This window comes from Mesorhizobium sp. LEGMi-168a (assembly GCF_058312955.1).
Genome location: NZ_JBZEGV010000017.1, coordinates 32,230 through 43,838 on the forward strand (window position 1 = coordinate 32,230; position 11,609 = coordinate 43,838).

Below are 11,609 nucleotides of genomic sequence, written 5' to 3' on the forward strand. Positions count from 1 at the left end.
CGTGCGACCTGCACGCCATCGAATATCCAGGAAAACGGCCGATCAGCGCGCCGAACGGAGGCCAGACCATGCTTCAGAAAACCAGCCATTTCATGCGCCAGGCCAATCTCATCAACGGCGAATGGGTGCAGGCCGACAGCGGCCAGACCGTCGACGTCAACAATCCGGCCACGGGCCTCAAGATCGGCACCGTGCCGAAGGCCGGCAAGGCCGAAACCCGCCGCGCCATCGAGGCCGCCGAAGAAGCCTTCAAGAGCTGGCGCAAGACGACCGCGCTCGAGCGTTCGAAGCTTCTGCGCAAGCTGCATGACGCCATGATGGACAATCAGGACGTGCTGGCCGAGCTGCTCACCATCGAGCAGGGCAAGTCGCTGTTCGAGTCCAAGGGCGAGATCGGCTCGGCCGCAAGCTATATCCTGTGGTTCGCCGAAGAGGGCCGCCGCACCTATGGCGACATCGTGCCGTCGCCGTGGGGCGACCGCCGCATCCTGGTGACCAAGGAGCCCGTCGGCGTCATCGCCGCCATCACGCCGTGGAATTTTCCGTCCTCGATGCTCGCCCGCAAGCTCGGGCCGGCGCTGGCCGCGGGCTGCACGGCCGTCGTCAAGCCGGCCTCGCAGACGCCCTATTCAGGCCTCGCCTGGGGCGCGCTCGCCGAGGAGGTCGGCTTCCCCAAGGGCGTCATCAACATCCTGACCGGCTCGGCCGGCGAGATCGGCGACGAGATCTGCGCCAACCCGCTCGTCAAGAAGATCACCTTCACCGGCTCGACCGAGGTCGGCAAGATCCTGATCCAGAAGTCGTCGGTCACCGTCAAGAAAGTGTCGATGGAACTCGGCGGCAACGCGCCGTTCCTGGTTTTCGACGACGCCGACATCGATCGCGCCGTCACCGGCGCCATCACCGCGAAATACCGCAATTCCGGCCAGACCTGCGTCTGCACCAACCGCTTCCTCGTGCAGGCGGGCGTCTATGACAAGTTCGTCGAGAAGCTTGCCGCCGCCAGCAACAACCTCAAGGTTGGTTCCGGCCTGGAGGAAGGCGTGCAGCAGGGGCCGCTGATCGACGAGAAGGCGGTGGAGAAGGTCGAGGAACTGATCGCCGACGCGACGTCGAAGGGCGGCAAGGTCGTTGCCGGCGGCAAGCGCCATGCGCTTGGCGGCTCGTTCTTCCAGCCGACCGTGATTTCCAACGCGACGCCGAAGATGCGCTTCATGAAGGAAGAGATTTTCGGGCCGGTCGCGCCCGTGTTCAAGTTCGAGACCGAGGAAGAGGCGATCGCTTTGGCCAACGACACCGAATTCGGCCTTGCCTGCTATTTCTACACCGGCGATCTCGGCCGCGCCTTCCGGGTCATGGAAGGGCTGAAATACGGCATGGTCGGCGTCAATGAAGGCCTGATCACCACGCCCGAGGCGCCGTTCGGCGGCGTCAAGGAATCGGGCCTCGGCAAGGAAGGCGGGCATCAGGGCATCGAGGACTACCTAGACACCAAATATGTCTGTATCGGCGGCCTCGGCCTCTGACGGGCTATCCGAGGGGCAGGGCGGGCATGTTGCCCGCCTTGCCGGACAAGACAAAGCCGGCCAAAGTCCCCGGATCAACGAACTGGCGTTTCGGGCACAGCGATGAAGGACGGCGAGGTCTTCGGCACGACGCAAGCGGGCGAGGCCGTTCGCCGCTTCACCATCCGCGGCGGCGGTCTCACCGCCAACATCATCGGGCTCGGCGCGATCGTCCAGGATCTCAGGCTCACCGGACACGACGCGCCGCTGGTGCTGGGCTACGACCGTTTCGAACCCTACGAAACCGATCGCGCCTATTTTGGCGCCGTGGTCGGCCGGTTTGCCAACCGCATTCGCGACGGCCGCTTCACCATCGCGGGCAACCGGTATCAGACCGAACGCAATTTTCTCGGCAAGCACACGCTGCATGGCGGCTCGGAAGGCTATTTCCACCGTCCGTGGACCGTCTCGCTGCATGGACGCGATTTCGTGACGCTGACGCTGCACGATCCGGACGGCACGATGGGCTTTCCAGGCGCGCTGGACGTCACCTGCACCTACCGGCTGAAGATTCCCGGCACGCTCAGCATGGAGCTGACCGCCACCTGCGAGGAGCCGACGCTGTGCAACCTCGCGCAGCACTCCTACTTCAACCTCGACGATGGCGGGGCGGGCGACATCCTCGACCACCGGCTGATGCTCAATGCCGGCGCCTACACACCGGTCGATGGCGAGATGATCCCGACCGGCGTGGTGAAGCCGGTCGACGGCACGCCCTATGATTTCCGTCAGGCGCGGCCGCTGCGCATGGAAACCGAAGGCGAGCAGCTCCCCTACGACGTGAATTTCTGCCTCGCCTCCAACCGTGGACCGCTTCACCAGGCAGCCTGGGTACAAGGAGCCAATTCGGGCGTCGAGATGGAAGTCTGGACGACGGAGCCCGGCCTGCAGCTCTATATCGGCCAGTATGTCGCGCCGTCGTCGCCCGGGCTGGATGGGCGACGCTACAAGCCGTTCTCCGGCTTTTGCCTTGAAGCGCAGGCCTGGCCCGACGCGCCGAACCGGCCCTATTTCCCGCAGGCCACGCTGTGGCCGGGGCAAATCTACCATCAGGTGACCGAATACCGGTTTCGCCTGCCTTAAGCTCTGCTGATATTCAGGTAAGGCCGGCCTGCGAACGGCTTAGCCTTCGAACGCTGTCCTCAGTACCTCGAATGGCGCCAACGCGCCGCGAACCTGCACAACAGCGGCAGCAACTTGATGCGCGCGCCTAGCGGCATCGGCAGGCGCATGGCCGGCGAGCCGGGCGGCGAGATAGCCGCCGTTGAACGAATCTCCTGCGCCGGTGGTGTCGACGGGCGCGGCGACATGTACAGCCGGGACCGGCTGAGTGGTGCCGTTGACAGCAACGAGCGCGGCATCCTCGCCATTCTTGACGACGACCTCGCCGACCAGCTTCCCGAGCCTTTCTGCGGTCGCCCGCGGGGTCTCGTCTGCGAACAGCATCTGCTCGTCGGGAAAGGTCGGCAGCGCGATATCGGTGACGGCAAGCGCCTCCAGAATCGCGCTCTGCGCCGCCTCGCGTCTTTGCCAGAGCCGGGGCCGGAAGTTGGGGTCGAAAGCGACGAGCGAGCCGGCAGCGCGGGCCTTCGCGACCGCGTCGAGCAAGGTCTTGCGGGCAGGCCCGTCCAGAATTGCCAGGGTGATTCCGGAAAAATAGACAAGCGCCTGGTTTTCAAGGCTTTTCGCCAGCGCGGCTGGGTCGGAAGCGAGCTGTCTCGCCGCAGCGTCGCTTCGCCAGTAGGTGAAGGCGCGCTCGGCTCCGGTGAGCGTGATGGCGTAAAGGCCGGGCCTCGCGCCGGCTATGACCGGGCTGTTGCCGATGCCGATGCCGTTCTGGGCGAAGAAATCGATCTGATCGCGCGAGAAGGGATCATCGCCGAAGGCCGAGATATAAGTCGTCGGCCGGTCCGGGCTCAGCGCATGCAGCGCCCAAAGCGTGTTGAAGGTGTCGCCGGCAAAGCCCATGCGCCAGTTCGGTCCTGCCTGACCCGACAGTTCGAGCATGCATTCGCCGATCGAAGCAATACCATTGGCGGTCATGGGGCTCACTCCTCCTGAAACGATGCTGCTGTAGCTTTTTGCAACCGGCAGCGCCATGCTTGGCGCAGGCGGAATTTTACGCCAGAAGCGATTTCCCACAGGCGGGGCGGGATGCTGCGCGCAGCCCGTGACGTTATCAGCCGAAGAGGAACCGGTTTGGCATCGACATGGCGTTACGTTCTTGCGGGTCTCGGTCTGGCTGCGCTGCTGGTCGGCATCCTAGCAGTCGTCTATCTGACGGCGCCGCACTCGGCGCCAGGTCCCGACACGTCGCGCTCGAAGAAGACGGCGAGCGGCCTGTTCGTCGCCAGCTTCGAGCCGGAACGCGGCGTCATCCGGCAAGGCGAGCTGCAGTCCTGGCTGCTGACGCTGAAAACCGCTGCCGGCGCCCCGGTGGAGGGTGCCGCGATCACCATTTCGGGCGGCATGCCGCAGCACAGTCACGGCCTGCCGACCAGCCCGCAGGCGACCGACTATCTGGGCGAGGGACGCTATCGCATCGACGGCGTCAAATTCACCATGAGCGGCTGGTGGCAGCTGCGCTTCGCCATCTCGGCGGCGGCGGGGTCCGATTCCGTCGTCTTCAACATCGTGCTGTGAGCGGCCGATGAAGCGTCTCGCCCGCGTTGCAAGCCTGGCTGCTCTCGCCGCGCTCGCTCTGCTTGGCGGCTGCGGCAAGCCTCAGTTCAGCGCCGCCGAGAAGAAGACCATCGCCTCGCTGGCGCTGAACACGCTGCCGGCGCTGAAACCCGACACCACGAACCAGTATGCCGACGTGCCGTCGGCGGCGGCGCTCGGATCGACGCTGTTCTTCGATGTCGGCATGAGCCGCGACGGCACCGTATCCTGCTCGACCTGCCACAAGATCGACCGCCAGTTCCAGGACGACCTGCCGCAAGCCGTCGGTGTCGGCCGCACCGACCGTCGCACCATGCCGCTCGCAGGCGTTGCGCGCGATCCTTGGTTCTTCTGGGATGGGCGACGCGACAGTTTATGGGCGCAGGCGCTGACGCCGCTCGAAAATCCGTTGGAACAGGCCGGCAACCGCGCAGCTTTCGCGCATTACATCAAGAACCGGTTCGGCGAGCGCTATGAGCGCATTTTCGGACCGCTGCCCGATCTTTCCACCGTGCCGGCCAACGCCAGCCCGCTTGGCACCGATGCCGAGAAGGCGGCGTGGAACGCCATGCCGGCCAGCCAGGCCGACGACGTCAACCGCGTCTTTGCCAACATCGGCAAGGCGATCGCCGCCTTCGAGCGGTCGATAGAGCCGCAGCAGACGCGCTTCGACCGCTTCGCCATCGATCTTGCGACCGGCACGGAGCCGCAAGGCGACGCAGCATTTTCGCCGGAAGAGATTCTCGGCCTGAAACTGTTCATCGGCAAAGCCAATTGCGTGACCTGCCATAACGGTCCGCGCTTCACCGACAATGCTTTCCACAACACCGGCGTGCCGCCGGTCAAGGACCTGCCGCCGGATCGCGGCCGCGTCGATGCGGTCGCTCAGGTCCAGGCAGATCCGTTCAACTGCTTCGGCAAGTTCCGTGACGGCGCCGCCGACGCCTGCCGCGAGCTGCGCTTCATGGTGAAGGACGGACAGCAACTGGTGCGCGCCTACAAGACGCCGTCGCTGAGGGGAGCGGCCACGCGTCCACCTTACATGCATGCCGGGCAGTTCTCATCGCTCGACGATGTCGTGGCGCACTATTCGAAAGCTGCGCCGAGTGTGGAAGGAACATCCGAAATCCACCCGCTCGATCTGTCCGACCGCGAGCGTGCTGCGCTGGTGGCGTTTCTCAAGACACTGTCGGAGTGAGTTAGCGGTCCTTTACCGTTTCCATCGCCACGAAGGTCGAGGTCTGGGCGACGTGAGGCAGGGCCGAGATGCGCTCGCCGAGAACACGGCGATAGGCGGCGATGTCGGTGGTGCGGACCTTCAAGAGATAGTCGAAGCTCGACGCCATCATGTGGCATTGCTCGATTTCGGGCACACCCTGAACGGCGCGGTTGAAGGCGTCGAGCGCTGCTGAGCGCGTATCCGAAAGCTTCACCTGGACGAAGGCGACATGGCCTTCGCCCATGCGCTCGCGGTCGATGATCGCACGATAGCCTCTTATGTAGCCGTTCTTCTCCAGCCGCTTCACGCGAGCCTGCACCGGTGTCTTCGACAGGCCAACCTTGGCTGCCAGTTCCGCCATGGAAAGCCTGCCGTCGCGGCCGAGCGCGGACAGGATGTTGCGGTCGATGCGGTCCAATTGGTCTTCGGTCATCGATATCGTGGTCAAAATGATGGGAGTTGATCCTATATCATAGTCCAAACGGACTGCGCTGCCGATTTCTTTGGACCGACCTGCGCCCTTGGCTGTGCTAGCTTGCGCCGATCGGTCCGGTGGTCGCCAGACCGCACGCTCACGCTTTCATGGACCCGACATGCCGCTCGATGCCATCCGCCAGCACATCCGCGCCAATTATTTGCCCGACGAAGACGGGGCGGTGAAGCGCCTCTCCGCGGCAGCCGGGCTTTCGGCAGAGGAGCGCAAGGCGATTTCGGCCCGCGCCGCCGATCTGGTGCGCGCCGTGCGCGGCTCGACCGACCCTAGGCTGATGGAAGTTTTCCTCTCGGCCTACGGCCTGTCGACCAAGGAAGGCGTGGCGCTGATGTGCCTGGCCGAGGCGCTGCTGCGCGTGCCCGATGCCGAGACGATGGACGATTTGATCGCCGACAAGATCGCGCCGCATGACTGGTCGGCGCATTCGGGCAGCTCGAGCTCGATCTTCGTCAACGCCTCGACCTGGGCGCTGATGCTGACCGGCCGCGTGCTCGACGAGGGCGAGGGCGGCATCGAAGGCACGCTGCGCGCCATGGTGCGCAGGCTGGGTGAGCCGGTCATCCGCAAGGCTGTCGCGGCGGCGATGCGCGAGATGGGCGAGCAGTTCGTGCTCGGCCGTACCATCGCCGAAGCCGTCAAGCGCGGCCGGCCGATGACGCAGAAGGGCTACCTTTATTCCTTCGACATGCTGGGCGAAGCGGCCCGCACCGAGGCCGATGCGTTGCGCTACCATAAGGCCTATGCGGACGCGATTTCCTCGCTCGATTCCGGGTCGAACGGTCCCGACATCCGTTACAATCACGGCATCTCCGTCAAGCTCTCCGCGCTGCATCCGCGCTACGAGGTGGCGCAGAAGGAAAAGATGCTGCCGGTCATGGCCGAGCGGCTTTTGTCGCTGGCGCTCGCCGCGCGGCATTCGCGCATGGGTCTCAACATCGACGCCGAGGAGGCCGATCGGCTCGATCTCTCGCTCGACGTCATCGAACGCGTGCTGGCAGAGCCCGAACTCGCGGGATGGGACGGTTTCGGCGTGGTCGTCCAGGCTTACGGCCCGCGCGCTGCCTTCGTCATCGACTGGCTCCACGCGCTTGCCAAGAAGTACGACCGCAAGATCATGGTGCGGCTGGTGAAGGGCGCTTATTGGGACACCGAGATCAAGCGGGCGCAAACGCTCGGGCTTGCCGGCTATCCGGTCTTCACCCGCAAGACCAACACCGACGTCTCGTATCTCGCCTGCGCGCGGAAACTGCTGTCGATGACCGACCGCATCTACCCGCAATTCGCGACCCACAACGCGCACACGGTGGCGGCCATCCTGTCGATGGCGAAGGACCGCGATTGCTTCGAGTTCCAGCGCCTGCACGGCATGGGCGAGGCGCTGCATGAGACGGTGCGCCGGTCCGAACGCACGCGCTGCCGCATCTACGCGCCGGTCGGCGCGCATTCCGACCTGCTCGCCTATCTGGTGCGGCGGCTGCTCGAAAACGGCGCCAATTCCTCCTTCGTCCATCAGTTGACCGACGAGGAAGTCGAGCCGGAGGAGATCGCCCGCGATCCGCTGGAGACGGTGGAAAAACAAGGCCCGGCCGGCAATCCGGCAATCGCACGACCTGCCGCGATCTTCGGCGCCGGGCGGCGCAACTCCAAAGGTTTCGACATCACCGACACTGTGACGCTGGCGGCCATCGACAAAGCGAGGGCGGAATTTGCCGGAGCCGATCGCTGGCACGCCAAGCCGATCACACGTGCCGCCGGCTACGGCAAGCAGCGCCAGATCGTCAATCCAGCTAAGCCTGACGAAGTGGTCGGCACGGTGCATGAGGCGGCGGCCAAGCAGGTGGCGACCGCCGTGCGCATCGCCGTCGACGCGCAGCCAGCCTGGGCCAAGCGCCCGGTTGGCGAGCGCGCCGCGATCCTCAATCGCGCCGCCGATCTTTACGAAGCCAATGCGGCCGAGTTCTTCGCTCTGGCCACCCGCGAGGCCGGCAAGTCGCTGGCCGACGGTGTCGCCGAGGTGCGCGAAGCGGTCGACTTCCTGCGCTACTACACTGCCGAGGCGGCGAGTGCCGAAGCGGGCACGCAAGCGCGCGGCGCAATCGTCTGCATCTCGCCGTGGAATTTCCCGCTGGCGATCTTCACCGGCCAGATCGCCGCGGCGCTGGTCACTGGCAATTCGGTCATCGCCAAGCCCGCCGAGCAGACGCCGCTGATCGCTTTCCGCGCCGTCGAGATGCTGCGCGAGGCAGGCGTTCCGGAGGATGTCATCCAGCTTCTGCCGGGCGACGGCCCGTCGGTCGGCGCGCCGCTTACCGCGGACCCGCGCATTGCCGGCGTCTGCTTCACCGGCTCGACCGAGGTCGCCAAGCTGATCGAGAAGCAACTTGCAGAAACCGCATCGCCCGACGCCATGCTGATCGCTGAGACCGGCGGGCTGAACGCCATGATCGTCGATTCCACCGCGCTGCCTGAACAGGCGGTGCGCGACATTCTGGCTTCCGCTTTCCAGAGTGCGGGCCAGCGCTGCTCAGCTCTGCGCGTGCTCTATGTCCAAAAGGATGTCGAGAAGAAGATGCTGGAGATGCTGAAGGGAGCGATGGAGGCGCTCAATGTCGGCGATCCCTGGTTGATCTCGACCGATGTCGGCCCGGTCATCGACGATGAGGCGCAAGCCTCGATCAGCGACTATTGCACCAAGAAGGGTCTGGAGGGCCGGCTGATCGCCAAGCTGGAAGTGCCGAAAAACGGCCGCTTCGTCGCGCCGCACGTGTTCCGCGTCAAAGGCATCGAAGAGATGGAACGCGAGGTGTTCGGCCCGGTGCTGCATGTCGCGAGCTTCGACGCCGACGATATCGATGCGGTGATCGCGGCCATCAACCGCAAGGGTTACGGACTGACCTTTGGCCTGCACACCCGCATCGAAGGCCGCGTCCAGCACTTCGTCGACGGCATCCATGCCGGCAACATCTATGTCAACCGCAACCAGATCGGCGCCGTGGTCGGCTCCCAGCCTTTCGGCGGCGAGGGGTTGTCGGGCACCGGGCCGAAGGCCGGCGGGCCGCATTATCTGCGCCGCTTCCGCAAGGGGCCGGAGGCCGGCACGGAGGTTGGCGAAGGCCACAAGGTGACGGCGACCGAGCTCGCCGACAATCTGCCGGATCCGACGCTGGGCGGCTGGTCGACGCGACCGGATCGGGTCGCGATCCTGAGAAAACATCTGCGCGGCAAGGGTGCGGCGGCGATCGCCGCTGCAGCGAGCCTCGATTTCGGCCAGGTCGACCTGCCCGGACCAACGGGCGAGGCCAACACGCTGTCGCTGTCGCCGCGCGGTCGGGTGCTCTGCCTCGGGCCGGATGCCGACACGCTGCTCGCGCAGACGATCCAGGCTTTGGCGGCCGGCAATGCGGTGCTGGCGGTGGCGCCCGGCGCGCCGGCGGCGCTGTCGGCGCTGACCGGCAAGGGGCTGCCGCTTGCGGCGATCGACGGGCGGCCGGACCCGGTCGAGGCGCGGTCGCTGCGCGTCGATGTCGTTGCCTTCTCCGGCACGCCGGAAGCGGCGCGCATCGTGCGCAAGGAGATTGCCGAGCGCGCCGGGCCGATCGTGCCGCTGGTCAGCGAGGTGCTGAACCCCGCGGCCTACGCGCATGAGCGCGCGGTCTGCGTCGACACAACCGCCGCCGGAGGCAATGCCAGCCTGCTGGCGGCTGCGTAGTCGGCGGGGCGAACCGATCCCGCCTATCGAGGGCGTGTCTTAAGCGCCTTCGACCACCGAAAAGCCCTCGAACTGGGGATGGCCAAGATAGTGCACTTTCGAGGTGCCGGCGTTGCGGTGGGCGGCGCGGAAGTTCTCCGACTTCGTCCAGGCGACGAAATCGTCCTGGCTTGCCCAGACCGTGTGCGAGGCGAACAGCGTATAGCCCTCGGTCTCGTTGACCGGGCCGCGCAGCAGGTGGAATTCCCTGAAACCTTTCATGTCGGAGAGGCTGGAGTCGCGGTTCTTCCAGACGTCCTCGAAGGCTTCCTCGGAGCCGTTCTGGACCTTGAAGCGGTTCATGGCGATGTACATTGGTTTCCTTTCAAAAATGGGCGAATTCTGACAGTTCTATGATGGCTTCAACTGCGGGACGGAGGGCTTTAAAACGGCCCGATCCGCGCCTTGAATACCCAGCTCGATCTTCCGGTCTCGGGTGGAATGGGAGGGAAGGGGGCTTGCTTGCGCACCAGAGTCAAAGCGAATTGATCGAGCTCGGCAGACCCTGAACTTTCGGCGAGCTGCAAGTCGCTGATGCTGCCGTCGGCCGAGACGACGAAAACCACCCTGGCATTGTTGCGAGCTTTTGCCTGGATCGATTTCGAAACGCGACGGTTGGCGCGGGCAAGCTTCTTCTGAATTTCACCGCTGTAGCGGGATTCCATGGCATTGCCGGCGGCGGCCTTTATCTTGCCCTTGCTGGCGACGATCGGCGCATCGCGCGTATCGCCATCGGCTGTTTCTGTGCCACGCGTTTCAACGGGTTTGCCTGATCCTGCCGATCCGGCTGGTGTGCTCGACGCTGCGGCCGGCGCTGATGGCTGTTTGGGTTCGGCAGGCGACGCCTCGGCGTTTTGCGGCTCGATCGCAGGCGCCGGTTCGCTGCCCGTGGGCACACTCTGATCGTCTTGGCGCGCGGTGGCGGCCGTCAGGATATCCGGCGTGGAGGCGAGCTCGTCGGCGGCTTCAGCCGGAGGCTGAGGCGTCACCGATTGGCTGGCCGGTTGCGGCGCTTCGGCCGGCGGCGTGGGCTGGACAGCCTGGCGTTTCACTGGCTGCGGATCCGGCACCAAGGTTACATCCACCGCGCCGGATGCCGCGTCATTCAGGGCGCTGCCCTGGGCGTCAGCGCCGGACTGGTCGCTGCCTTCAGCCTGGATCGCGTCCATGGAGTCGAATGTGCCGACAGGCGCGAGCAGGAACGCGGCCGCCGCGGCGCCATGAAGCAGGCCGGAAGCGACGATGGCCATTGGCCATTTGCGCCGACCGGCCGGCCGCCGCGGCTGCATCAGTGACTCGGTCGGTATAGCCGACAGTCCGCTGTCCGCGTCGGAGGGGTGATTGATGTCCTGCATATCTGGCGGCGAGACCTGCCGCGCGCGATAGGGACTTGTCAAATCAAGATCGGTTGCTGGCCATGGCGGCAGACCGGGGACAGGCCACGCCATGCCGTCTCGCGGGAAGGCTGGATGCAATCCCACCTCTAGACGCCGAAAGCGATGGCGGTCTTGGTCGAGGTTTTCAACGCGCGCATGCAGGCCGCCGGCTCGACGCCGGTGCCGGCGCATTCGGTCGCGCTGTTGATCAACACGCGGCTGAGCTTGCCGCAATCGGCGCCCGCAAGATCGAAGCGCGTGACCTTGGTCTTGCCGGCCGGAAGGTCCTTGAAATCGAGCACGGTGAGGCGGTCAACGACGCCGGCGTCGTTGAACAGCGCGATCTCGAAAGCCGCCTTCGACAGGTCGGCGCCAAGCGCGTTGTTGACGACGAAAGTCAGCCGGCAACCCTTGTCGGAAGGCTGCGCCGCGTTGAGCTCGAGGCTCAGTTGAGGGGCCGGCGCTCCAGCCCACGCCGGCACCGTCGCAAGCGACATCGCAAACGTCGAGGTCAGTAGACGAAAGGATGTCATCAAGCTCTTCATTC

Annotated in this window: 10 protein-coding genes; 5 read left to right on the forward strand and 5 right to left on the reverse strand. The window is 65.4% G+C overall.

Going from position 1 to position 11,609, the window contains the following annotated elements; genetic code table 11:
* Positions 1 to 68: 68 nt before the first annotated feature.
* Both AC4FWB_RS21245 and AC4FWB_RS21250 read left to right on the forward strand, forming a co-directional pair.
* The gene (locus AC4FWB_RS21245; protein ID WP_491028215.1) at positions 69 to 1,526 is read left to right on the forward strand and encodes an NAD-dependent succinate-semialdehyde dehydrogenase; all 1,458 of its coding nucleotides are present in this window, start codon (positions 69 to 71) and stop codon (positions 1,524 to 1,526) included.
* A 102-nt stretch (positions 1,527 to 1,628) separates the two neighbouring features.
* Positions 1,629 to 2,648, forward strand: a complete 1,020-nt coding sequence (locus AC4FWB_RS21250; protein ID WP_491028216.1) for an aldose epimerase family protein — start codon at positions 1,629 to 1,631, stop codon at positions 2,646 to 2,648.
* A gap of 39 nt (positions 2,649 to 2,687) precedes the next feature.
* On the opposite strand, the gene AC4FWB_RS21255 is transcribed toward AC4FWB_RS21250, so the two are convergent.
* On the reverse strand, positions 2,688 to 3,608 hold the full coding sequence (locus AC4FWB_RS21255) for a sugar kinase (RefSeq protein WP_491028217.1): 921 nt from the start codon (positions 3,606 to 3,608) through the stop codon (positions 2,688 to 2,690).
* 156 nt (positions 3,609 to 3,764) lie between these two features.
* Between AC4FWB_RS21255 and AC4FWB_RS21260 the strand changes: the two genes are divergently transcribed.
* Both AC4FWB_RS21260 and AC4FWB_RS21265 read left to right on the forward strand, forming a co-directional pair.
* Positions 3,765 to 4,208 carry a FixH family protein gene (locus tag AC4FWB_RS21260; protein WP_491028218.1) on the forward strand — a complete coding sequence of 148 codons (444 nt, stop codon included), beginning with the start codon at positions 3,765 to 3,767 and terminating at the stop codon, positions 4,206 to 4,208.
* Between the two features lie 7 nt (positions 4,209 to 4,215).
* Positions 4,216 to 5,424, forward strand: a complete 1,209-nt coding sequence (locus AC4FWB_RS21265; RefSeq protein ID WP_491028219.1) for a cytochrome-c peroxidase — start codon at positions 4,216 to 4,218, stop codon at positions 5,422 to 5,424.
* A 1-nt stretch (position 5,425) separates the two neighbouring features.
* On the opposite strand, the gene AC4FWB_RS21270 is transcribed toward AC4FWB_RS21265, so the two are convergent.
* Positions 5,426 to 5,878, reverse strand: coding sequence for an Lrp/AsnC family transcriptional regulator (locus AC4FWB_RS21270; protein ID WP_491028220.1), 453 nt, complete (start codon positions 5,876 to 5,878; stop codon positions 5,426 to 5,428).
* 160 nt (positions 5,879 to 6,038) lie between these two features.
* On the opposite strand from AC4FWB_RS21270, the gene putA reads away from it, so the two are divergent.
* Positions 6,039 to 9,647, forward strand: coding sequence for a bifunctional proline dehydrogenase/L-glutamate gamma-semialdehyde dehydrogenase PutA (putA, locus tag AC4FWB_RS21275; protein WP_491028221.1), 3,609 nt, complete (start codon positions 6,039 to 6,041; stop codon positions 9,645 to 9,647).
* Between the two features lie 39 nt (positions 9,648 to 9,686).
* Here the strand turns inward: putA and hmuQ are convergent, their stop codons facing one another.
* From hmuQ to AC4FWB_RS21290, 3 genes are all read right to left on the reverse strand, one after another.
* Positions 9,687 to 10,001 (reverse strand): heme-degrading protein HmuQ, encoded by a 315-nt coding sequence (gene hmuQ, locus AC4FWB_RS21280; RefSeq protein WP_491028222.1) that lies wholly within the window; start codon positions 9,999 to 10,001, stop codon positions 9,687 to 9,689.
* A gap of 68 nt (positions 10,002 to 10,069) precedes the next feature.
* Entirely contained in the window at positions 10,070 to 11,134 is a 1,065-nt protein-coding gene (locus AC4FWB_RS21285) for an energy transducer TonB family protein (protein WP_491028223.1), read from the reverse strand.
* Positions 11,135 to 11,169: 35 nt separating this feature from the next.
* On the reverse strand, positions 11,170 to 11,607 hold the full coding sequence (locus AC4FWB_RS21290) for a hypothetical protein (RefSeq protein ID WP_491028224.1): 438 nt from the start codon (positions 11,605 to 11,607) through the stop codon (positions 11,170 to 11,172).
* Positions 11,608 to 11,609 lie beyond the last annotated feature (2 nt).

Bases quoted from the DNA above. Each gene is read 5' to 3' on its own strand.
- AC4FWB_RS21245 (WP_491028215.1), top strand. From the start codon at position 69: ATGCTTCAGAAAACCAGCCATTTCATGCGCCAGGCCAATCTCATCAAC.
- AC4FWB_RS21250 (WP_491028216.1), top strand. From the start codon at position 1,629: ATGAAGGACGGCGAGGTCTTCGGCACGACGCAAGCGGGCGAGGCCGTT.
- AC4FWB_RS21255 (WP_491028217.1), bottom strand. From the start codon at position 3,608: ATGACCGCCAATGGTATTGCTTCGATCGGCGAATGCATGCTCGAACTG.
- AC4FWB_RS21265 (WP_491028219.1), top strand. From the start codon at position 4,216: ATGAAGCGTCTCGCCCGCGTTGCAAGCCTGGCTGCTCTCGCCGCGCTC.
- AC4FWB_RS21270 (WP_491028220.1), bottom strand. From the start codon at position 5,878: ATGACCGAAGACCAATTGGACCGCATCGACCGCAACATCCTGTCCGCG.
- putA (WP_491028221.1), top strand. From the start codon at position 6,039: ATGCCGCTCGATGCCATCCGCCAGCACATCCGCGCCAATTATTTGCCC.
- hmuQ (WP_491028222.1), bottom strand. From the start codon at position 10,001: ATGTACATCGCCATGAACCGCTTCAAGGTCCAGAACGGCTCCGAGGAA.
- AC4FWB_RS21285 (WP_491028223.1), bottom strand. From the start codon at position 11,134: ATGGCGTGGCCTGTCCCCGGTCTGCCGCCATGGCCAGCAACCGATCTT.
- AC4FWB_RS21290 (WP_491028224.1), bottom strand. From the start codon at position 11,607: ATGAAGAGCTTGATGACATCCTTTCGTCTACTGACCTCGACGTTTGCG.